Consider the following 23670-nt stretch of genomic DNA (forward strand, 5'->3'; position numbering starts at 1 on the left):
CACGGTTTTAGTTATTTATTTATGATAATGTTTTAGAGAGAACTGGTTTTATTTTAATTTGGTCATCCTCTAGAACAGCTGTTAATTCTGTTACAGATGAATCATCAAGAATAACATCTGCCAGTTGATCTTCTAAATGTTCTTGAATCACCCTTCTTAAAGGACGAGCTCCGAAGCTTGGATGGGTACCGAGTTCCACAATTTTTTCTTTTGCAGCGTCCTCCACATGTAACGTAATATTCTGTTCTTGCAAGTTTTGTGCAAGTTCTTCTATCAATAAATCAGTAATGCGAAGTAAGTGTTCTTTTTCAAGTGTTTTAAATTCAATAATCGCATCAAAGCGGTTAAGGAATTCTGGTTTAAAGAAGTTTCCTAATGTTTGTAATAAATTACTTTCTTCAATGGCATCATTATTTCCAAAGCCAACCACTTTATGCTTATGACCAACACTAGCATTACTTGTCATGATAATAACAGAATCTTTGAAGCTTACCGTACGTCCTTGACTATCTGTTAAACGTCCATCTTCTAAAATTTGCAGGAAGATAGATTGGATATCAGGATGTGCTTTTTCGATTTCATCTAGCAGGATAATGCTATATGGATTTCTTCTTACTTTTTCCGTTAATTGTCCTGCTTCTTCATGACCGACATAGCCTGGAGGAGAACCAATTATTTTACTAATACTATGTTTCTCCATATATTCACTCATGTCTAATCGAATCATGCTGTCTTTAGTGCCAAATAATTCTTCTGCAAGTGTTTTGGTAAGTTCCGTTTTTCCGACCCCGGTTGGACCGACAAATAGGAAGCTTCCAATTGGTCTTGTTTTCGATTTTAGTCCCGCTCTACTACGCTTAATAGCTTTCGCCACTTTTCGAACTGCCTCGTCCTGGCCAATCACCTTTACAGCTAATCGTTCACTTAAAAACTTCATTTTTTGTTGTTCATCTTCTTGTAGTTTTCCAACAGGAATACCTGTTTTCTTTTCGATAAGTTGTTGAATAAGAGCCACATCGACAATCGGTTTTTCTTCGATATTTGGTTCGTTTATAGCTTTTTCAAGCTGTTGCTCTTCTTTACGTAATTCAGCTGCTTTTTCGTAATTTTCTTCTTTTAATGCTTGTTCCTTTTCTTTTGCTATCATAGTAAGACGATTTTCAATTTCTTCTGTGTTTTGATAAGTAGAAGAAAGATTCATTTTAGAACCAGCTTCATCCATTAAATCAATTGCTTTATCTGGTAAAAAGCGATCTTGGATGTAACGGTGAGAGAGCTCTGCACATGCTTTAATTGCATCCTCAGTATAAGTAACTTCATGGAACTTTTCATACTTATCCTTTATACCATTTAAGATGGAAAGAGTAGCCTCAACAGATGGTTCACTTACCTGTACCGGCTGGAATCTTCGCTCTAAAGCAGCATCTTTTTCGATTTGACGGTATTCTTTTAAGGTAGTTGCCCCAATGATATGCAATTCGCCACGAGCCAGTGCTGGTTTTAGAATATTACCTGCATCCATTGAGCCTTCTGCAGAGCCTGCACCAACTAACTGATGAATTTCATCGATAAAGACGATTACATTCTTTCGAGCTTGGACTTCTTGAATTACTTGCTTCATTTTTTCTTCAAATTGTCCACGAATTCCAGTATTCGATACAAGGGAAGCAACATCCAATAAATAAATTTCTTTATTTTGTAATTTTTTTGGAACATTACCTTCTATAATTTTTAATGCTAAGCCTTCCGCTATTGCTGTTTTTCCGACACCAGGTTCACCGATTAGCACGGGATTGTTTTTATTTCTCCGATTTAGAATTTCAATAACTCGTTCGATTTCATTTTCTCTGCCGATAACGGGATCAATCAAACCAGCATTCGCCATTTGATTTAAGTTTTTCCCATGTTTGTCAAGAATACCTGATTTTCTATGATTGTTAGTAAAAGGAGCTTCCTTTGAAGCACTAGCTCCCCCTAATGGATTTGATTGGTTAAATGATTGAAATAACTCATCAAAAGGGGAAGGTTGGAAAAACATTGGGCCGCTTTGTGCTGTCATTTTTTGCTTTTCTTTTTGATAACATGCATGACAAAGGTTCATAGTGGTTTCCATATTGTTTAAAACAAATCGTAAACTGATTGTTGCATTATTTTGTTGGCACATTTCACATTTCATTATAAATATCCTCCTTTTGAATTTGACTAATATTGACCTTTTGTAATTATGATTATACTTTGACCTTTTTTGACTTTCAAGTATTTTGCCTCAAAATAAAATTTGGAAATTTTTAGTATGATTAAACCTCCTTTGTATCTATACCAATTTTCCTATTTTAAAAGGGTTAAACGTCATGGATAAAATAAATTTTTAATAGGCTAAAATGCTCGTCATTGTTTGTCCATTTCTACATATAGTTGATGTAGGGAGGGAAATATGTGAAAAATAAATGGAGTGCTGCAATTCAGCTTGCAGCAGTTTATGTAGGCACAGTTGTTGGTGCTGGTTTTGCAACAGGGAGAGAAATAGTAGTGTTCTTTTCACAATATGGATTTGTCGGTTTTTTAGGGATACTTTTAAGCGGGATTATTTTTGCATATTTCGGAGCAAAATTAATGAGGATATCTGTCAAAATCAAGGCATCTTCCTATCAAGAATTTACCATTTACTTGTTTGGTAACATTGTTGGAAACATGATTAACTTTCTATTATTATTGATGCTTTTAGGTGTTTGTGCAGTGATGTTCTCAGGAGCAGGTGCTGTATTTGAAGAGCAGCTTGGGCTGAATAAAAGCATTGGTGTCATCTTTACTATTATTCTTTCCTTACTTGTTATGAGGGTTGGTACAAAGGGATTGTTTGCTGTAAATACTTTTGTTGTACCCATTATGATCACGTTCAGTTTTATTTTATTTCTACTTTCTTTATCTTTGCCTGGATTTGTTGATGAGATATTTCAGATGGAGAATATTTCATGGAAAACGATAAGTTCTCCATTTTCGTATACGGCTTTGAATTTAGCTTTGGCCATAGCGGTTCTAGTACCTGCTGCTTCTGAAATTGGCGATGAAGAAGTGGCTAAATGGGGAGGGATATTAGGAGGAATCGCTTTAATGCTTATACTAATATCTAGTCATTTTTCTCTTATTATGCTATCAGATATTTATCGGTATTCCATTCCGATGGCTGTTATTATGAAAAATTTAGCCCCGCAGCTTTCATGGGTATATATTTTAGTCATTTATGGAGAAATTTTTAGTTCTGTTATTGGGAATATCTATGGGTTAGAGAGGCAGCTGCGCAGTTTTATTCCTTTACCAAGCATGGTTATAATTGGAGGAATTATTTTAGTTTCTTATCTAATTAGTTACGTGCAATATGGTACGCTATTATCCTTTTTATATCCTATATTTGGATATATAAGTTTAGTCTTCTTACTATTCTTATGGATAAAGCCTATACCAAAGTGATGAATAGCAGCACAAGAAGTATCCTATTGTTTAAGAAGTAGGAATACTTCTTGTCAGTATATAATAATTACTAATTAATTAAAGCTTGTAGAGGAGATGGAATACGTCCACCACGATTAATTAGTTTATCAGAGCTATATGGATTGACACCCATAACTGGTGCACGACCTAATAATCCGCCGAATTCAACGATTTCTCCTTCTTTTTTTCCTGGAACAGGAATAACACGAACAGCTGTTGTTTTTTTATTAATCATCCCAATGGCTGCTTCATCGGCAATTATGGCAGATAAAGTAGCAGCTGTAGCATCTCCAGTAAGAGCAATCATGTCAAGACCGACAGAGCAGACGCATGTCATCGCCTCTAATTTAGACAGGGTTAGGCTATTGTCTAAAATTCCTTTAATCATACCATTGTCTTCGCTCACGGGAATAAAGGCTCCACTTAATCCGCCGACATAGCTGCTTGCCATTGCACCACCTTTTTTTACTGCATCATTCATTAACGCAAGGGCAGCAATAGTGCCATGTGTTCCAACTCGTTCTAAGCCGATTTCTTCTAATATCTCTGCAACACTATCGTTAATAGCATTTGTTGGAGCAAGGGATAGATCCATAATACCGAACGGTACGTTTAATCGTTCTGCAACGACACGACCTATTAATTCACCAGCACGAGTAATTTTAAAGGTTGTTTTTTTGATGATTTCTGATACTTCGCCTAAATCTGCTTCAGGGTATTTTTTTAGTGCACTTAAAACGACTCCAGGACCACTAACCCCTACATTGATAACGACTTCTCCTTCACCAGCTCCATGGAAAGCACCTGCCATGAAGGGATTATCCTCCACAGGATTACAGAAGACAACTAGCTTAGCACAAGCTAAACCATTTGTGTCTTTCGTATTTTCTGCTGCTTTTTTGATGATTTCTCCCATTTGTTTGACAGCATCCATATTAATTCCTGTTCTTGTGGTAGCAACAGATACAGAAGCACAAACACGGTCCGTCACAGAAAGTGCTTCTGGGAGAGCATCTAATAATGTTTGATCTCCTTTAGAAATGCCTTTATGAACAAGAGCAGAATATCCACCAATAAAATCTACATTTAAATCTTTTGCAGCTTTATCTAGGGTTTTTGCAAGCATTACGGCCTGTTCTACTGTACTATTTCCGAGTATTTCTGCAATAGGAGTGATGGAAATACGCTTATTAATAATGGGAATTCCATATTCTTTTTCTACCGCATTTGCCACTTCTGTCAATTTGCTTGCATAAGTTGTAATTTTTTTGTATACAGAATCATTTAATTTTTGAAAATCAGAATCAGCACAATCATAAAGACTGATTCCCATTGTCACAGTACGAATATCAAGATTCTCCATCTGTACCATGTTGATTGTTTCCATCATTTCATTTAATGCAATTTTCATTATTGGACCCTCTTTTCTTAAACGCGGTGCATAGATTGGAAGATTTCTTCTAATTGGATATTTATTTTTAAATGAAGCTGCTGGCTTAGTTCGTCAAACTGTTTTGTTAAGTTATCTAAGTTTTCTTTATCCGTGATATCTACGAGCATCATCATCGTAAAGAAATCTTGGAGAATGGTTTGACTTATATCTAGGATATTAATGTGATTATTAGAAAGGATTGTGGTAACCTTGCTGATAATCCCGATTTGATCTTTTCCAATTACGCTGACAACTGCGCGACGTTGTTGAACCATCATTTCACCTCATAATTCGCTATTGTTTTACATCTTAAATAAAAGAGTAGGTAAGAATGTATGAAAAAAACAGATTGGAGACACCAATCTGTTTCAAAGGATAAGAAGAACCAGGACACGATAACTTTAAGTATGTATTGGTTGATCTTCTGTCCTTTTACCTGAGATTGTGAATCCTTCGGTGCCGTTTTTAACAGAACGGTCTCTCCAGAAGCTGCTCCTGTTATAGTTTGATCCATAACATTCATAGCATGCAATTATTTAAGAAATATAATGTGATGTTAACAGTTTTTGTTTAAGTGGTCAACAGAATATTTGCAAACATAGTGTCACTTAGATAGGGAGAGAATAGTCATGAAACGTTAAGAAAGCAATGGATAAAAAACAAAATACTGTTCATGATAAAACGGAAGGGATGGAGGTGAGAAAAGTGTCAAAAGCGCAGAGAGAAAAGGAAAGAGAATGGACTGTACGTAAACAAAAACAAAAACCGCATGGAAAAGTAAAAACGAAAAAGGAATTAGCAGAAGAGTAATTTCTTCCTTATAATATAGAGATAGGTAAAGCGCATACAAAAAAGAAGTCAATAAGTGGGGAAATTCCCAATCTGACTTCTTTTTTCTGTTTCTTGTTTATTTAATGATACGATAATTTTTATGGTTAACAACGGTTCTTTGCTCAAGTTCTAAATCACGGTAATTATTCATATAAGTCAAATCGACAATAACTGAATTTTCATTTACCTTTTCAACAATGCCTTGCAAGCCTCTAAATTCAATAATATTTCCAACCTCAGCTATTTTCACGCACAATCTCTCCTTATCATTCCAAAATTTATATAAATTCTGAATATAGTTTTCACTACTTAGAACTTATTCGTAAACATATAGGTATATAAACTTACTAAATATATACTATGAAAATATGAATAAAATGTGTGTTATTTCCTTTTATAAGTGCTTGTTACTAAATAATTATTTCTATACCTCATTAATAAATAAAGGGAAATGCTGGTTTATCGAAAAATTATGTATTTTGATGCGAAAAGAAAGTGGTATGAGGAACCAGTTTCTAGAATAACCGATATTCGACTATCCTTGATGATTAAAATGCATACACTTTTCTGATATTAGATGATATTATAACATAATTAGTAGAATTATACATAATAATATCAAAAATAGTGACATAAAAAGGAATTATGCAGAATTCTTTACTTAAAGTAAAAAAGTAATTTAAAATATGGTCAAAAAATGAAGGAAAGGTTAATTGGTGAAGAGGATGAATAAAGAAATAGCGGAAGAAGTTTTAGACAAGTTAATGAAAAGAGAAATAGAAAGCTATCGAGTAAAAAAAGAGGATTTTCTTACATTCCGTGCAGAATTAGTAAAGAGGGAAGATTTTAAACATTTTAAAGGAATTGCGGAAATAGGAGGAGATGTTACGTATAAATATATGGATGAACCGAGAAGTTAAAGGGTTGAAATTAATTCGCTCTCTATAATATATAGTGAATACAAGAAAACCTCGCTTTTCATAAGCGGGGTTTATCAATAGAGGTCACCGTAAATTAATTACGGTGTCTCTTTGTTCTCTATTCGGGAAAGTTCCTTTAGTCCCCTGATAATCTGCTGCTTAGCTTCCTTGTTTCCTGTGCCTTCAAAGCCATATTCATATTGATTTCCGATTTTTTTCTTCCACGATATATGACCAGGCATTACTATTTCTCTTCTATTTAGATGGAATTGAAGCTGCAAAAGTAATCGTGTATCATCAGCTGGTAAGTCATATTCTGTTCGGAAACGTAACCCGTTGGGGCTTATATTATTTATAAAAGCATGACCTTTTCTAGAAAGAGTAGCTTCGTCAACTTTTACAGTAAATGTAGCATCTATAAAATCAGTTAATTGATATCGAAAAGATTCATTCCGGTTGTATCTCATAATTTCCCTCTCTTTTGTCCATGATCCAGTTAAATCATTAATGCTTGGAGAGTAATGGCATTAAACTGGAAAATGCTCTAGTTTCTAAGTCTAGAAAAAGTAATCACTTTTACATAGAATTAATGTAACTCGGAAGTTTTAATAATATTTAAGCTTGTTTAAGGAGATAATGCAATATATTTTCATTTTAAAATGTTTCTATGTAAATCCTTGTCTGAATTGCAAGAAGTACAGTTTCTTTTTTTAGATAATGTTAAATGCAGCTAATTGAATAAAAGTTAACTTTTTGGGGATTTTATAAACAGGAATTAATCATCCAAATTTGGACTAATTCCCCTAAAATTCCCCATAAAGTTAACTATTTTTTGTCGTTTAGTAAATTTTGATTGTCTATATAACAAAGAAATGCTATTCTTTCATTTGAGATGTCTTTTTCAAAAAACTTAAATTACCTGCCTATTTTGAACACTATTCTACTTGTTCTCATCTTTTTAGAAGATGCTATAAATGGTTGTAAAGAAAGTTTGTGTACATAGACAATTAATTTTTTTCGACAAAATACATAGCTTTCAGTTTACAATTGTAATATATAAATTATATATTATTTATGATAAACAATTGTTGGTTTATATTAAGGTTGTTTAAGTTTGAAAAGTTTAGCTTATGTTAACATCTTATAACTTAATCGATAAAGGAGAATGATTTTATTATGGTAGAAAAACAATTTAAAGTTATTGCAGATACAGGAATTCATGCTAGACCGGCGACTCTTTTAGTACAAGCTGCTAGCAAGTTTGACTCAGATATTCAATTAGAATATAAAGAGAAAAAAGTGAATCTTAAATCGATTATGGGTGTTATGTCATTAGGTATTGCTCAAGGTGCTGATATTAAAATTATTGCTGAAGGTAACGACGAACAGGAAGCAATTAATGGATTACAAGAAACTTTAAATAAAGAAGGTTTAGCAGAATAATGAGTTTTTTACAAGGAATTGCTGCATCTAGTGGAATAGCCATTGCTAAAGCTTATCGCCTAGTTGAACCAGATCTTTCTTTTGAAAAGACTAGTGTGGAAAATGTAGAAAGTGAAATTTCTCGTTTTCAAGAAGCTTTAAATAAAGCGAAATCAGAATTAGAAGCTATTCGTGAAAAAGCTAATAAAGAGCTTGGTGCGGATAAAGCTGCTATTTTTGAAGCGCATTTATTAGTATTAAGTGATCCAGAATTAATTGCACCTATTGAAGACAAAATTAAAACAGACCTAGTGAACGCAGAATTTGCATTAAAAGAAACAACAGACATGTTTATTACGATGTTTGAATCAATGGATAACGAGTATATGCAAGAAAGAGCTGCAGATATTCGCGATGTAACAAAGCGTGTAATGTCTCACCTTTTAGGCGTACATTTAGCAAATCCAAGTATGATTTCTGAAGAAGTAGTTGTAGTTGCAGAAGATTTAACACCATCTGATACTGCACAACTTAACCGCCAATTTGTTAAGGGATTCACAACAGATATTGGTGGAAGAACATCTCACTCTGCCATCATGGCTCGTTCTTTAGAAATTCCTGCTGTTGTAGGGACAAAAAAAGCAACAGAAGAAATTAATAATGGCGATTTAGTCATTGTTGATGGATTAAAAGGAGAAATCCATGTTAATCCAACACCTGAAGTAGTCGAAAGCTATAAAAAAGTTGCCGAGCAATATGAACAGCAAAAAGCAGAGTGGGCTAAACTAGTTAATGAACAAACAGTAAGCTCTGACGGTGTTCACGTTGAACTTGCTGCAAATATCGGTACACCTAATGATTTAGAAGGGGTAACGAATAACGGTGCAGAAGCTGTCGGTTTATATCGTACAGAATTCTTATACATGGGAAGAGATCAGCTTCCAACAGAAGATGAGCAATTTGAGTCTTATAAAGCTGTTCTTGAAGGCATGAAAGGAAAGCCAGTTGTTGTTCGTACATTAGATATTGGTGGAGATAAAGAATTACCTTATCTAGATCTGCCAAAAGAAATGAACCCATTCTTAGGTTTCCGTGCAATTCGTCTTTGCCTGGAGGAGAAAGATATTTTCCGTACGCAATTAAGAGCATTGCTGCGTGCAAGCTCATATGGAAATCTAAAAATTATGTTCCCAATGATTGCTACATTAAATGAATTCCGTGCAGCTAAATCTCTTTTAGAAGAAGAGAAAGCTAATTTAGTGTCTGAAGGCGTTAAAGTTGCAGACAAAATCGAACTAGGAATCATGGTGGAAATTCCTTCTACAGCAGTGCTTGCAGATCAGTTTGCGAAAGAAGTTGACTTCTTCAGTATTGGAACAAATGATTTAATCCAATATACAATGGCTGCAGACCGTATGAACGAACGCGTTTCATACCTTTACCAACCATACAATCCTTCTATTCTGCGTCTTGTTAAAATGGTTATTGATGCAGCACATAAAGAAGGTAAATGGGCAGGTATGTGTGGAGAGATGGCAGGAGATGAAACAGCTATTCCTTTATTATTAGGATTAGGCTTAGATGAATTCTCTATGAGTGCTACATCTATCTTAAAAGCAAGATCACAAATTCTAAATCTTTCTAAAGCAGAAATGGAAGAATTAGCAGCAAAAGCATTACAAATGTCTACAACGGAAGAAGTTATGGAAGCAGTAAAAGCAGCTGCGAAACTTTCTTAAAAAAACAGGTTTATCCTTAAAAATAGTGGGTATAAATAAAAATAGCATAAGCTCTTTTTACAAGTTAGCTTAACGCTATTCTCATTTTCCCCTTATTTGAACTGACTAGATGATTCTAGTCAGTTTTTTTTTTGCTTATCTTTAAAGTTTCAACCATACATGAAAAGGAAAGATGGAGGCAAAATACAACTATTCCATTGTTTTTTGAGACAGGTTTATAAAAATTAAATAATGGGAAGGGGTTTTAAATAGAAGTATGCCGCTATACATATGAACAAAGAACAGTTTATTTGTTCCATTTCATTAAGGTGTAATAAGACGGAATCATAAGGAGTTGAATAAAGTCACGTGGAATTTTATCAAAAGGATAAAGAAGCAGTATTAAAAGATTTGCAGTCATCTGAACAAGGACTATCAACAGACAAAGTAAAAGAAAGCTTGGAAAAAGAGGGTTACAATGAGCTACAAGATAAAGAAAAAATACCAACTTGGAAGCTCTTTTTAGAAACGTTTAAAGACCCAATGGTTATTGTCTTATTACTAGTAATTATTATCCAATTAATCATGGGGAAATTTGTTGAATCTCTTATTATTTTTTTAGTGTTATTGCTAAATTCTGTTATTAGTGTGATTCAAACAAAAAAGGCAGAAAGTTCTTTAGATGCTTTACGTAATATGAGCGCACCGGAGGCAAAAGTAAGGCGAGATAATACCAATATCACAATTCCTGCACGGGAGTTAGTTCCAGGAGATATCGTCTTTCTAGAAGCTGGTGATTTTATCCCAGCAGATGGACGTATTTTAGAAAGTGGTTCTCTGAAAGTAAATGAAGGAATGTTAACAGGGGAATCAGAAGCTATTGAAAAACAAGATAAAGTAATAGTTGAGGAAGCTGCACTTGGCGACCGGATTAATATGGTATACAGTAGTTCACTAGTCGTTTATGGCCGAGGGACCTTTGTTGTAACCGGTACAGGGGAAAAAACGGAAATTGGTAAAATTGCTGATATGCTTAATAAGGCAGAGGAAAAACAAACACCATTACAACAGAAGCTTGCCGAATTTAGTAAAAAATTAGGAGTAGGAATTCTTCTCTTATCTATTCTTATTTTTGCTATTCAAGCATTAAGAATATGGTTAGGAGATGAAAATGTTGATGTTACAACTTCTATTCTTAATGCGTTACTATTTGCAGTAGCCGTTGCCGTAGCGGCTATTCCAGAAGCTTTATCATCTATTGTAACCATTGTCTTGTCGGTTGGAACTAATAAAATGGCAAAACAGAGTGCTATTATACGAAAGTTGCCTGCAGTCGAGACGCTTGGTTCTACCAGTGTGATATGTACAGATAAAACTGGAACATTGACACAAAATAAAATGACCGTAACCGATTATTTTATACCGGAAGGAGTAAGAGAACATTTACCACCAGATCCTTCTCAATGGAATCATTCGGAAACTTTTTTGCTGAATATAGCTGTATTATGTAATGATTCGTACATTAATAAAGAAAATAGAGAAGTGGGAGATCCCACAGAAGTGGCGCTTATTAACTTCTATAATGATGGTAAAAGAAATTATGAACAAATTCGCTCAAGATATCCTAGAGAAGCAGAATTACCGTTTGATTCGGATCGCAAACTAATGTCTACGATTCATACCATTGATAATAAACGTTTCATGCTTGTAAAAGGTGGCCCAGATGTTATGTTTAACCGGGCGACAAAAATATTAGTAAATGAAAGGGAAGAGCCATTTACAAACGATTGGTTAAAGAAATTGCAGGAGGCTAATGAGGATTTTTCCAATCAAGCATTAAGAGTTCTTGCATATGGATATAAGCATGTGCCCGAAGATAAGAGAACTATTACGGAAGAAGATGAATCGGATCTCATCCTTGTTGGTTTAACGGCGATGATGGATCCACCACGTGAAGCTGTTTACGGATCGATTGAGCAAACAAAAGATGCGGGGATTCGTACAGTAATGATTACAGGAGATCATAAAACCACAGCACAAGCCATTGGCCGTAAAATCGGATTAATGGAGAATAATGATATTGCTTTAACAGGCCAAGAATTAGATGCATTATCAGATGAAGAACTGAATCAAAAATTAGAACAAATATCTGTATATGCACGTGTTTCTCCAGAAAATAAAATCCGCATTGTGCGAGCTTGGCAAAAGAAAAATCGAATTGTTGCGATGACAGGTGATGGAGTCAATGATGCGCCAGCACTAAAACAGGCAGACATTGGTATTGCAATGGGAAGCGGGACAGATGTTGCTAAAGATTCAGCCGATATGATTCTTACGGATGATAACTTTGTTTCGATTGTAAATGCTGTAGGAGTAGGAAGAACTGTTTTTGACAATATCAAAAAATCAATTGGCTATTTGTTTGCAGGAAACTTCGGTGCTATTATAGCCATTTTGTTTGCGGTTATTGCAGGATGGGCAAATCCCTTTACAGCATTACAATTATTATTTATAAACTTGGTAAACGACTCCTTACCAGCCATTGCTCTTGGAATGGAAAAGTCAGAGCCTGGTGTTATGAAGCGAAAGCCGCGAGACGTGAAAGAAGGAATTTTTGCAGGTGGGACGCTTCGAGCGGTCGTTGTAAGAGGGGTATTAATTGGTATTGCGGTTATTATCTCTCATTATATTGGTTTACAGCATTCAGATGAATTAGGAGTAGCGATGGCCTTCACCACGTTAATCCTTTCTCGTTCCTTGCAAACCTTTGCTGCACGTTCTAGCACCCAAACAATCTTTGGTGTGGGCCTATTCTCTAATAAATATGTATTAGGAGCAGTTGGTATTTGTTTCTTGCTTTATTTAGTTACCATCCTGCCTTTTGCTAGAGAAGTATTCGCCATTCCTGATTCCTTTGGCTTAAACGAATGGTTAATTGCAGCTGGGTTGGCCATCGGAGCAGTAATAGCAATGGAAATAATGAAAATGCTTCTTGTGCGGGTATTACGTAATAAGTAAAAGAAAAAACTACCTAGTATTATGCGATCGGTTTAGAAAGATTGGGATATTGGGTAGTTTTTTTCTATTAGCAGTTTTCAATATTCTATAGAAGAATTATACCTGCTTTCATGATACTATTAGAAAAAGAAAGTTATTTGCCAAAAAAGGGAGAGGATCGGATGTTGGCGAAAGAAACAACTATAATTGGTTTTATTGGTACTGGTGTAATGGGGAAAAGTATGGCAAGCCATTTATTGCATGCAGGGTATCCTGTTATGGTGTATAACCGCACGAAAGCAAAGGCAGACGAACTAGTAGCTGCTGGAGCAGAATGGGCAGACAGTCCCCATGAAATTGCTTTAAAAGCAAATGTCATTATTACGATTATTGGTTATCCGAAAGATGTAGAGGAAATATATTTAGGAGAACTAGGATTAATTAACAATGCCAAAGAAAATACATATTTAATCGATATGACCACCTCAACTCCTAGTCTTGCCAAGAAAATATACGAAGAGGCGAAAAAGAAAAATATATATGCAGTTGATGCCCCTGTAAGTGGTGGAGATGTAGGGGCAAGAGAAGGAAAGCTATCCATTATGGTAGGTGGGGAAGAAGCAGTTTTCCAACAGCTTCTGCCTCTATTCGAGATACTTGGCACTAATATTGTCTATCAAGGACCTGCAGGTTCTGGTCAACATACGAAAATGTGTAATCAAATTGCCATTGCTTCTACAATGATTGGTGTAAGTGAAGCCATCGTTTATGCTCAAAAAGCTGGACTAGACCCTGAAAAGGTATTGCAAAGTATCTCAAGCGGAGCTGCTGGGAGCTTTTCCTTAAGTAATCTAGCACCTAGAATGATAAAAGGGGATTTTGAACCTGGATTTTATATCAAGCATTTTATAAAAGATATGAGAATTGCTCTTAAAGAAGCAGAGGAAATGCAAATGGAAACACCAGGATTATCTCTTGCGGAAACATTATACAGCCGCCTGTCAGCGAAAGGAGAAGATGAGAGCGGAACACAAGCTTTATATAAATATTGGGATTGAAAAAACAGCTTCTAATCGGTGAAAGCCAAGATTAGAAGCTGTTTTTTTATTTTGCTAGATGTATTTTTACATATTCCTCAAAACGATTGCATGCATCTTCCAATGTTTCCATAGAATAGGCAAAGGAAATTCGAAAATATCCTTCTCCTAATTCAGAAAAGGCACTTCCAGGAACAACCGCTAGATTTACTTTATCGACTAGATCAAGGCAAAAATCAAAAGAATTCAATTTAGCTGTTGGCACTTTTATGAAAAAGTAAAACGCCCCATCTGGCATGACTACATCCAATCCAATAGAGGACAAGCGATCATACACATATTTTCTTCTTCTTTGATAATCTTCTCTCATAGGTGCTGCATCATTAATACCAATAGTTAAAGCTTCTAATGCCGCTCTTTGCGAGATTGAAGAGGCACAAGTTACATTATATTGATGGACTTTAATGATTTGTTGACAAAGATAAGAAGGAGCAAATAATAGACCAACTCTCCATCCAGTCATGCTATGTGATTTAGATAGACCATTAATCACAATAGTTTGTTCGCGTAGATATTGAGCAATGGATACATGCTCTTGATCATATAGTAATTCACTGTATATTTCATCTGCTAAAATAAAGATATCTTTTCCTTTAATCAGGGCTGCAATCTCCTTGATTTCTTCTTTTGTTAGGCTGACACCTGTTGGATTTGACGGATAGGGTAAGACGATACATCTTGTTTTTTCCGTGATATATTTTTTTATGACGTCAGCTGTAAAACGGAAAGAAGTATGACGAATATCAGCATGCACAGGAATCGCACCACATAAACGAATAATTGGTTCATATCCAGGATATACAGGTCCTGGCAGGATTACCTCCACTCCACCGTCGAGAATTGTTCGAAATGTCACATCAATAGCTTCGCTAGCTCCCACGGTAACAATCACTTCTGTGGAAGGATCATAAGAAAGATTATATTTTTTATTTACAAAATGGGATGCCGCTTCCCGTAACGCAAGGTCTCCAGCATTATGTGTATAAGAAGTATAGTTTTCATCAATGGAAGTTTTTGCTGCCTCTTTAATATGTAGTGGGGTGGGAAAATCAGGCTGGCCGATGGTTAAAGAAACCATTCCTTTTTTTCCAGCAACCATATTAGCGAACTTTCTAATACCAGAAATCTCAATATTTTTAACTTTTTTATTGATTAAATGTTCCATATCAAGTCTCCTAACGTAACGTATTCTATAATGATATCAAAAGCTATGATTGTTTTAAATACATAAAACAAAATAAAAAGAGCAGGGGATAGAAGAATATATCCCTGCTCCAAGCTTGCTCTAATATCTATTTAATTAGTAACCATAATCCCAATCAACGCCTTCTTCCATTAATAAAAGTTGTTCATGGTTTGATTGATTCAGATGATTTTCTAAAAGCAGTTTCCCATTGTCCATTTTATCTGTTTTTTTCCATGTGTCTAAATCGACATTTTCTAGAAAAGTTACCGTTAAGTCATCGTGAAAAAGAATTGCAGTACCCTTCATTGTGTACTCGTCCTCTCTTTAATTAATTAAATAATATTCGGTTTTCTTCCTTCACAACTTACACTATTAGCGTATTCTAATAGCATAAAATCGTCTAGGTGTTTGTTTGACATTTCACAAATTAGAAAAAAACAAATAAACATTTTATGAACTTTTAAAGACAAGGAGCAGGAAGGTTTCTCTTTTGTTTAATAATTGTAAAGCTAGCAGTCATTTCATAAAAAAGGTTGTTTAGAAAATAAATACCATTTATCATATTAGTGGGGAGGGGAAAATAAATGGTAACAACTATACAAATAGAAGAAAAGGAAAATCATCCTCAATATGCAGGATTTTGGATTCGTTTTGGAGCATGGGCAATTGATAGTATCATTTTAGGCATTCCATTATTATTTTTTTCCAATATCATTTTTGCTTTATTTATTAGTTCAATGGAAATACCGGATGAATTATTGATGGATCCAGCCAGTATAAATGCATTATCTGATTCTGAAATTTTATCTCTATTAGGCTCATTAATGACCGCTTTTTTGGGAACGATGGCAGTATGTATGTTTATTAGTCTTTTTTATTATTCACTGCTTCATTCCTCTAAATGGCAAGCGACGATTGGAAAGAAATTATTAGGTTTAAAGGTAGAGGATTTGAAAGGAAATAAGCTTTCTTTCTGGAGAAGTCTAGGAAGATACATCGTATCAAGTCTCCTTTCAGGGATTTTATTAATTGGCTTTATTTTGGCAGCGTTCACGGAGAAAAAACAAGCGTTACATGATTTAATTGTAGGTTCCATTGTTGTAAAAAAATAATTCATAAACCTGTGGGCTTATCCATAATGTGAGTAAGACGACAGCATTATGGATAAGCCAAATGGTTCTTAAGGAGAACAAACAGGAGTATGTTGTTTTATCCCTACATACCCGCTATTTGAGAGGAGAGCTTAATAGATGGAACCGATAACTAATAAAACAGAAATAAAAAAAAGAGGGCTGGCATTATATTTTTCTTTGCCTATAATCTCATGGGCCCTTTATGATGCGGCCAATACTATTTTTTCGTCTAATATTAACACTATCTTTTTTCCTATGTATTTACAAGATATGATTGGCTCAAATGAAGTTAATAAACAGATTGCTTCGACTTTTATTTCATATGCGAATGCATTAGCTAGCTTTCTGTTAGTTATCTTTACACCATTATTTGGCGTTATGATGGACAGAACTGGAAGAAAGAAAAAATATATTGTTATATTAACATTATTAACCGTATTTGGAACCATAGCTATGGGTTTTTTCTCTTTTATCCCGTCTACACAAATGATATTTGGGATTCCGATATCTTTATCACTTGTTATCCTCTTTTTTGTTTTATCTAAATTTACTTATCATTCTAGCTTAGTGTTCTATGATACGATGATTTCTGATTTAGGAACAAAGGAACAGATTCCATTAATCTCAGGTTTTGGTGTAGCCATCGGTTATATTGGAACACTGATTGGATTAACTGTTTATCTCTTTATAGATAAAGGGGCATATAATCAATCCTTTATTCCAACTGGTATTCTTTTTTTACTTTTATCCTTGCCATTATTTTTTTTCATTAAAGATACACCAAAAGAAAATATCCAAAAACAATCTGTTCTTTCTGGATATCGAGAAATAATAGAAACTTTTAAACAAATGAAAAGTTATCGGAAAATTTTCACCTTTATGCTTGCTTACTTTTTTCTAAATGATGCATTAGCTACTACTATTGCGACGATGTCTGCATATGCCAATGCGGTTATTGGATTAGATACTGGTAAATTTATTGTTCTTTATCTTGTGTCAACCATTGCAAGTATTATTGGTTCCTTTGTTTTTGGATATATAACGAAAAGTGTTGGTGCATACAGAGCTGTTCGTTATGTGGGGATATTGTTAGTTATTGCGATTATTATTGCAACGCTTGCTAAGAATGAAGGGTTATTCTGGGTAGCTGGCAGTTTATTTGGAGTAGCGCTTGGAAGTATGTGGGTAACAACAAGATCATATATCGTTGAAATTACGCCGGAAGAGAAAAGAGGACAATTTTTTGGTTTATTTGCTTTTTCTGGAAAAGTATCATCTATTATCGGTCCTATAATATATGGGACGATTACATTTGTTTTTGCTGAGTATGGTAATATGGCAAGTAGATTTGCACTAGGTTCCTTAATCATTCTAACTATTATCGGTTTAATTATTCATGCACGTATAAAGGAAGAATGATATTGAAAAAACTTTTCTTCTTTCCAATAGAAGAGGAAAACTAAGCTGTTCATGAAAGCTAACGATAGAAAATATTCTTTGAGAGGATTGGAATATTTTCATATTGTTCTTTCATGAACAGCATTTTTTTTAGCCATTTACTAGTAAAAATCGTGGAGACTGAAATACTATCGGATGGTGAACAGCTTTTCGTCTTTCGAATTTAGGGAAATTACCGAGTCCTACTTTAAGAGTGGATAAAAAGTCCGATATAAAAGATAGGTATAAATAATTTGATGTAGTCTGGCTAAATAAGTGAATTTTTAGGCGAGCGAAAGGACAAACAGAAATGAAAAATGATAAAGGGATACTTTTAGAAACGGGAACAAATGAATTAGAAATTGTAGAATTCAGCGTAGGAAAGAATCATTTTGGAATCAATGTGATTAAGGTTAAAGAAATCATTAATCCAGTACCTATCACACCAATCCCACACGCACACCCATATATAGAAGGGATTATGGAGTTAAGGGGAGAAGTATTAACTGTTGTTAATCTTGCAAATGTATTAGGTTATCCTCCTTCTGATACTCCTGAAAAGGACAAGTATATTGTTTCTGAATTTAATAAAACAAAAATAATTTTCCATGTTCATAATGTAACACAAATTCATCGTATATCATGGGAAAACATTGAAAAACCATCTGAGACATACTATGGAACGGAAAGTCAGATTATCGGGGTAGTCAAATTAAATGGAGAAATGATTTTATTATTAGATTTTGAAAAAATCGTTGTTGATATTAATCCGGAGTCGGGAATCAATGTTCAACAAGTAAAAAAATTAGGTGAAAGAAAAAGAAGTGACAAGAAACTAATTGTTGTGGAAGATTCTGCCCTTTTAAGAAAATTATTAGAAGACACTTTAAATGCTGCTGGATTCCAGGATATCACCTTTTTCGAAAATGGGCGTGAAGCATTAGACTATTTAACGAAAGCTATAGAGAACGGTCATCCAGTAGAAGAAGCTGCTCAGTTAATGATTACCGATATAGAAATGCCTCAAATGGATGGACATCATTTAACAAAAGTAGTGAAAGACAATCCTGACTTAGCAGCATTGCCAGTTGTTATATTTTCTTCGTTAATTACAGATGATTTAAGACATAAGGGCCAGGTAGTAGGAGCGAATGATCAAGTAAGTAAACCTGAGATTAATGAATTAATTCATATTATCGATAACATCATTTTATAAAATGTTTTTGATGTATGGTGTGGCCTTTTAGTTTAGAGACGGTTACCTGTATACTATAGATTCCCAATACTGGTCTTTGTTGATTCATATTACTTTGCATTTCTATTCTTCATTTATGAAAAATAACATTTTGTAGAAGGAAGCTTTATGAGATGCACAATTAAAACGAGACTCAACATAACTAAATAGAGGATCTTTCTGCGGGAAAGAAGCGGATTCTGCTTAATTTGTCTTTAAGAACTACTTAAAAGACCTGGGGCATAAGTGTCCCTACCAAATATAAGCCCAACCAATTATACAAAGAAGTTGAAAAAAATTCCGTATAATTGGTTGGGTTCTTATTCTTTTTAGGAACGAAGGTTTGTGATGATCACCCGCAGCCTCAATATTGTTCGGTAAGGGTTATCTAATAGTAATTTTCTGAAACAGCCTTTTAGGACGAAAAACAGCCACCCCAGCATTCGAACGTTCATGTGATGGGGTGGCTGTTTCTTTAGTTGAAATGCTTATTCTAGCCACATTCTTGTATTATAATAAGGCTGCTTATTTTCTTTTAATTGATAGAATCGAGGGGATTACCGTTTTCATTCAAGATTAATAGCTTTCACCAAGTTTTTTAAAAACAGGTTTTTGGTATTTCTTTTTGCGGATTGAATGATTTGGTGGTGTCTCTTCTTTTAATCCAGTATAGGTGGATAAAAGCTTTTTAGATTGTGTTAAGGAAAGAGTTGATTTGGGATTTCGAATACTTTGATTGAGAGATCCTAAATGTGGCAATTCCTCAAAATCCTTTTTAGTCGGAGGCAAATGAAATGTATAGTTTTCACACGCAATCAATAAATCTGATTGTTGTTGACTATATTTTGGATTATTTGAGAAGTGTAGACCGATTTTCTTTGCTTTTCCTTCTGCTAATAGTTTATGTAAACTGTCATGTTTTAATTTATATAAAAACTTTGGGTTTGGAGCAGTCTTTGCATGACGGTTTACAACTGAGATTGCTTGTAGAAGATTTACAACAGTAGGTTGTATTGGCGGCGGATATTGTTGCTGCTTATTCAATTGTTTTAACTCTCCTTTCTATTGTTTAGTACAAGTTATTATACTATTTTTACGAAAGAAAGGAAATAAAAAAAAATAGCTTGTCTGTCAAGTGTGCTCCTGAAGCAAGATTAAGATAAACTTTATTTTAAGAATAGACATAATTTTTTATCTATTTGAGTACAGAAATGGATTCACATGCCGATAATAGTAGTAAAAGAAGACGTTGGTGTATTGTGTATATCTTTTAAGAACAAATTAATATATTGCTGCATGTAAGGAATGAGATGGATGGACAAATATAACAAGAATAGCACAAGTAAGAAAATGATCGCTCAATCCAAATCAAATATAGAGAATATTATTTTTGAAATTATTTTTATGTATATTAAAGATATGGTCTTTATTATGAAAGTCGAGAAAGGGGAAGTTTTTCGCTATATTTTTGTGAATGAAGCTGCATACTTGTTTGCTAAATTACCACTCAACTTTATAGGGAAAAAAATCCAAGATGTTAATTCTGCCTACATAGCGGCTAGATTACAAAAGGAATATTCTACAGTATGTAAGATGAAGGGAAATCATAGTTATACAGATGAAATCAAGCTTGAAGATGGAAATATTATCTATGCAGAATCTGTTTTAACGCCTATAAAGGATGATCAAGATGAAGTAAAATATATTGTTTCTATTACGAGAGATATTACAGAATCCATCAAGGAAAAACATTTATTACTTGAAAGTGAACAACGATTTCGTTCATTAGTAGAGAATAACTTAGATGCTGTTCTCACAGTCAATTTAGATGGAGTTATACAGGAGGTGAATCCTGCTGGATTGAAATTAATTGGTTTTAGTGACGAAGCTAAAACGATTTTTTCGCTTTATGATCTAATAGATAGGGAGAATACAGTTTTTTATGGAAGTTTTAGAAAATGTAAACTGACAAATACATCACAATCAATCGATTGTAAATTAATGAGCACAAAGGGAACAGAATTATCTGTACATTCAAAATTCGTACCTATTATAGTGAATCGAACCATTAAGGGGATTTATGTCATCTTAAGAGATATTTCAGAAAGGAGGAAGACGGAAGAAAAGATTCAGTTTATGTCTTTTCATGATCAGCTGACAGGACTTTATAATAGACGAGCTCTAATGGAGGATATAAATCTTGAAATAAAAAGAGCGGAAACAGAGCAAGCTGCTTTCGCCTTAATGACCATTGATTTAGACAGATTTAAATATATCAATGATACATTTGGTCATATTGTAGGTGATCAAATTCTTGTAAAAGTAGCGGAACGCTTATTAGAGTTTAATAATTACAAATGTCATGTGTATCGTCAAGGAGGAGATGAATTTAATATTCTCCTTTCGCAGACGAATAGACAAGAAGCAGCAAGCAATGCTCAGCAAATCCTTTCAACCTTTGCTAATTCTTTCTATCTAGATTCTCAGGAATATTATATAAGTCCCAGTATTGGAATTAGCATGTATCCACAGGATGGAGAAGATATTGAAACATTGATAAAAAATGCTGATGAGGCACTTTTTCGAGTAAAAGAAAGAGGCAAAGCACACTATCAATTTTATCGTTCTGATATGACAACAGCTTTAACTAATATAGTATCAATTGAAACAAAATTACGAAAAGCTATTCAAAGGAATGAACTGAAATTGTATTATCAGCCGCAAATTGATTTGAATGATTATACTTTCAATAGCTTTGAAGCACTATTACGGTGGGAGAGTCCATCGTTAGGCTTGGTTGCTCCAAATGACTTTATACCGCTTGCTGAGGATACGGGTCTCATTATATCGATTGGGAATTGGGTTATTGAAACGGCGTGTGAGCAGATAAAGATTTGGAAAACACTTTACAACCTAGATACCAGAATCGCTGTGAATATTTCTCCTAAGCAATTTCAACAACCTAATTTTGTAGAAGTAATTCGAGATGCTATCCAAAAATATAACATCCAGCCATTCCTCTTAGAAGTGGAAATTACAGAAGGGGTTATGGAGAATATTAAAGAAGCAGTTCCTATTTTGCGGAATTTAAAGGAATTGGGTGTTATTATTTCTGTTGATGATTTTGGAACGGGCTATTCTTCTCTTAGCTATATAAAGCAATTTCCCATCGATGTGTTAAAAATTGACCAGTCTTTTATTAAAGATGCTGTGATAAATGCCAAGGATGCTGCCATTACAACTACAATTATTCACTTAGGTCAAAATTTAGGAATGGAAGTAATTGCAGAAGGTGTCGAGAATAAAGATCAAGAAGATTTTTTAAAAAAGGCAAATTGTCAGAAAGCACAAGGTTATTATTATTCAAAGCCATTGACTTGTGAAGACGCAGAACAATTTCTTAGGCAATTTTAAACATGATTGATAAGAGTAAATCATAAACATACAGGAGGGAAGGATAATTGAAAATTTGCCATTATAATTTAAGTGTTTAAAAAGTGTGAAGTCTTGATTTTATAGGGAATAAGAGGGTGGAGAGTAAGGCAGCCTGAATACAAATTCCTAGGGTTAGCGCGATCAAGAACTCATATGAAGAGCAGCGTTCGCCTACATAGAAAGTGAAGTGTATTCAAGCTGCTGATTAGCTGTTAGCAAATACTAAAGGGAATGCAGCCAGCCACTTAGGATATTCAGCTTTGATCCATACAAAGTGTAAAAAACTTTTTGGCTTTAGCGATAACTAATTGCTCTTGACTTTAAAGCATGCCAGGAGTTAATAAAGTTTTTTTTATTTACTTTGACGTTTTTCTTACCAGATAAGGGATCATTTAAGTAAACATGCTCTTTACTGAACCCGACTAAAACAACTGCATGTAAATCCAATGGTGTTTTAATTGTTCTTCCATTATGTTCCCATGATTCCCATCTATCGGGTAAACGATAATCCCCAGTCGTCCACACGACAATTGGATAACCATTCTCAACATGTTTTTCTAAGTCATGAAAAGAAGAATTTGTTAAATTAACTGCTCTTTCAGGTAAATATTTGTTAACAAGATCTTCCATTGGTCTATCAAATACAGCGTAACCAGCCTTTTTTCCAGTCATATCTCCAACAAAGCCAATAGAAGGATCTCCCCATTTAATAATATTTCCGTTTTTTCGGACTAATGGATCTGAGTCCTTCTCTATGTCTTTAAAAAGGTCCATTTTCGTTACTTTAACACCAGCATAATTTAAGACCATTGCTAAACTTGTTACCTCACATCCATATCGTAATTCTGGATTTTGTTTTATCAATGGAACATCTAACAGTATTTTATTAGAAGAGCTTGATACTTGACTTACTATTTCGTTTTTTTGTCTTGGATGGTCATCAATATGGAAGTATTCCCAAACTTGCTCCGAACTAAAAAAGGGAGCGAGCAAAAGTAATAGTTTCAACAACTTCATATTACTACCTCTTTCTTGCCAACTCCTAATGTTATCATACGATATTATCATCGAAATATGAGGGCATATTATTACCAAGAAGGCTAAATTAAGTTGATTCAAGTTTAGGGATTGTTTAGAAAATAGAAAGAATTTTCTATCATTATTTCGATAGCTAGGTGTTTATATGATATAATTAAGTTTATTTAATTTCTTAAAATAAAGTGAAGAACCTTTGCTTACTAATTAATAAATCCATTTAAGATAAAGACTTTTTACTTTTTGGAAGGCGTCGATTTGCCAAATTCTTAATTATGATATGCAAAGGAGCTTGCTTTTCTTA

20 protein-coding genes and 1 riboswitch are annotated in these 23670 nt (G+C 34.2%); of the genes, 11 read left to right on the top strand and 9 right to left on the bottom strand.

Going from position 1 to position 23670, the window contains the following annotated elements; genetic code table 11:
* Positions 1-19: 19 nt before the first annotated feature.
* Positions 20-2176 (bottom strand): ATP-dependent Clp protease ATP-binding subunit, encoded by a 2157-nt coding sequence (locus MHH96_RS14035; RefSeq protein ID WP_095319905.1) that lies wholly within the window; start codon positions 2174-2176, stop codon positions 20-22.
* Between the two features lie 260 nt (positions 2177-2436).
* On the opposite strand from MHH96_RS14035, the gene MHH96_RS14040 reads away from it, so the two are divergent.
* Positions 2437-3468 (top strand): YkvI family membrane protein, encoded by a 1032-nt coding sequence (locus tag MHH96_RS14040; RefSeq protein ID WP_047942960.1) that lies wholly within the window; start codon positions 2437-2439, stop codon positions 3466-3468.
* Positions 3469-3538: 70 nt separating this feature from the next.
* Here the strand turns inward: MHH96_RS14040 and MHH96_RS14045 are convergent, their stop codons facing one another.
* Positions 3539-4900 (bottom strand): PFL family protein, encoded by a 1362-nt coding sequence (locus tag MHH96_RS14045; RefSeq protein WP_047942961.1) that lies wholly within the window; start codon positions 4898-4900, stop codon positions 3539-3541.
* A 17-nt stretch (positions 4901-4917) separates the two neighbouring features.
* The gene (locus MHH96_RS14050; protein WP_047942962.1) at positions 4918-5196 is read right to left on the bottom strand and encodes an ACT domain-containing protein; all 279 of its coding nucleotides are present in this window, start codon (positions 5194-5196) and stop codon (positions 4918-4920) included.
* A 139-nt stretch (positions 5197-5335) separates the two neighbouring features.
* Positions 5336-5417: riboswitch (glycine riboswitch) on the bottom strand.
* Between the two features lie 209 nt (positions 5418-5626).
* Here MHH96_RS14050 and MHH96_RS14055 point away from each other — a divergent pair.
* The gene (locus tag MHH96_RS14055; RefSeq protein WP_220040981.1) at positions 5627-5731 is read left to right on the top strand and encodes a DUF6254 family protein; all 105 of its coding nucleotides are present in this window, start codon (positions 5627-5629) and stop codon (positions 5729-5731) included.
* A 97-nt stretch (positions 5732-5828) separates the two neighbouring features.
* On the opposite strand, the gene MHH96_RS14060 is transcribed toward MHH96_RS14055, so the two are convergent.
* Positions 5829-6002, bottom strand: a complete 174-nt coding sequence (locus tag MHH96_RS14060; protein ID WP_082138361.1) for a YkvS family protein — start codon at positions 6000-6002, stop codon at positions 5829-5831.
* 475 nt (positions 6003-6477) lie between these two features.
* Between MHH96_RS14060 and MHH96_RS14065 the strand changes: the two genes are divergently transcribed.
* A complete protein-coding gene (locus tag MHH96_RS14065) occupies positions 6478-6672 on the top strand; it encodes a hypothetical protein (RefSeq protein WP_047942963.1) in 195 nt (64 codons plus the stop codon).
* A 98-nt stretch (positions 6673-6770) separates the two neighbouring features.
* Here the strand turns inward: MHH96_RS14065 and MHH96_RS14070 are convergent, their stop codons facing one another.
* Positions 6771-7139, bottom strand: a complete 369-nt coding sequence (locus tag MHH96_RS14070) for a PilZ domain-containing protein (RefSeq protein ID WP_061796806.1) — start codon at positions 7137-7139, stop codon at positions 6771-6773.
* A 709-nt stretch (positions 7140-7848) separates the two neighbouring features.
* On the opposite strand from MHH96_RS14070, the gene MHH96_RS14075 reads away from it, so the two are divergent.
* The 4 genes from MHH96_RS14075 to MHH96_RS14090 all read left to right on the top strand — a co-directional run bounded on the left by MHH96_RS14075 (position 7849) and on the right by MHH96_RS14090 (position 13867).
* Positions 7849-8115, top strand: a complete 267-nt coding sequence (locus tag MHH96_RS14075; protein WP_016200927.1) for a phosphocarrier protein HPr — start codon at positions 7849-7851, stop codon at positions 8113-8115.
* Entirely contained in the window at positions 8115-9833 is a 1719-nt protein-coding gene (gene ptsP, locus MHH96_RS14080) for a phosphoenolpyruvate--protein phosphotransferase (RefSeq protein WP_061796805.1), read from the top strand. The genes MHH96_RS14075 and ptsP overlap by 1 nt, the downstream gene beginning before the upstream one ends.
* A 348-nt stretch (positions 9834-10181) precedes the next feature.
* Positions 10182-12830: a cation-translocating P-type ATPase gene (locus tag MHH96_RS14085; RefSeq protein WP_061796803.1), complete on the top strand. Its 2649-nt coding sequence runs from the start codon at positions 10182-10184 to the stop codon at positions 12828-12830.
* Between the two features lie 161 nt (positions 12831-12991).
* Positions 12992-13867: an NAD(P)-dependent oxidoreductase gene (locus MHH96_RS14090; protein WP_047943014.1), complete on the top strand. Its 876-nt coding sequence runs from the start codon at positions 12992-12994 to the stop codon at positions 13865-13867.
* A 46-nt stretch (positions 13868-13913) separates the two neighbouring features.
* Here the strand turns inward: MHH96_RS14090 and MHH96_RS14095 are convergent, their stop codons facing one another.
* Complete coding sequence (locus MHH96_RS14095; protein WP_144544164.1) at positions 13914-15071, bottom strand: aminotransferase A; 1158 nt, start codon at positions 15069-15071, stop codon at positions 13914-13916.
* 135 nt (positions 15072-15206) lie between these two features.
* On the bottom strand, positions 15207-15398 hold the full coding sequence (locus tag MHH96_RS14100) for a hypothetical protein (RefSeq protein ID WP_047942970.1): 192 nt from the start codon (positions 15396-15398) through the stop codon (positions 15207-15209).
* A 278-nt stretch (positions 15399-15676) separates the two neighbouring features.
* On the opposite strand from MHH96_RS14100, the gene MHH96_RS14105 reads away from it, so the two are divergent.
* The 3 genes from MHH96_RS14105 to MHH96_RS14115 all read left to right on the top strand — a co-directional run bounded on the left by MHH96_RS14105 (position 15677) and on the right by MHH96_RS14115 (position 18878).
* Complete coding sequence (locus MHH96_RS14105) at positions 15677-16204, top strand: RDD family protein (RefSeq protein WP_047942971.1); 528 nt, start codon at positions 15677-15679, stop codon at positions 16202-16204.
* Positions 16205-16342: 138 nt separating this feature from the next.
* On the top strand, positions 16343-17644 hold the full coding sequence (locus MHH96_RS14110; protein WP_047942972.1) for an MFS transporter: 1302 nt from the start codon (positions 16343-16345) through the stop codon (positions 17642-17644).
* A gap of 328 nt (positions 17645-17972) precedes the next feature.
* Positions 17973-18878 carry a chemotaxis protein gene (locus MHH96_RS14115; RefSeq protein WP_061796799.1) on the top strand — a complete coding sequence of 302 codons (906 nt, stop codon included), beginning with the start codon at positions 17973-17975 and terminating at the stop codon, positions 18876-18878.
* Between the two features lie 594 nt (positions 18879-19472).
* Here the strand turns inward: MHH96_RS14115 and MHH96_RS14120 are convergent.
* Entirely contained in the window at positions 19473-19940 is a 468-nt protein-coding gene (locus tag MHH96_RS14120; RefSeq protein WP_047942975.1) for a YkyB family protein, read from the bottom strand.
* 270 nt (positions 19941-20210) lie between these two features.
* On the opposite strand from MHH96_RS14120, the gene MHH96_RS14125 reads away from it, so the two are divergent.
* Positions 20211-22310, top strand: a complete 2100-nt coding sequence (locus tag MHH96_RS14125) for a sensor domain-containing protein (RefSeq protein ID WP_082138362.1) — start codon at positions 20211-20213, stop codon at positions 22308-22310.
* Between the two features lie 315 nt (positions 22311-22625).
* On the opposite strand, the gene MHH96_RS14130 is transcribed toward MHH96_RS14125, so the two are convergent.
* Entirely contained in the window at positions 22626-23348 is a 723-nt protein-coding gene (locus MHH96_RS14130; protein ID WP_047942977.1) for a C39 family peptidase, read from the bottom strand.
* Positions 23349-23670: the final 322 nt, after the last annotated feature.

The organism is Niallia sp. FSL K6-0212, from assembly GCF_038007605.1.
Taxonomy (GTDB): domain Bacteria; phylum Bacillota; class Bacilli; order Bacillales; family Cytobacillaceae; genus Niallia; species Niallia circulans.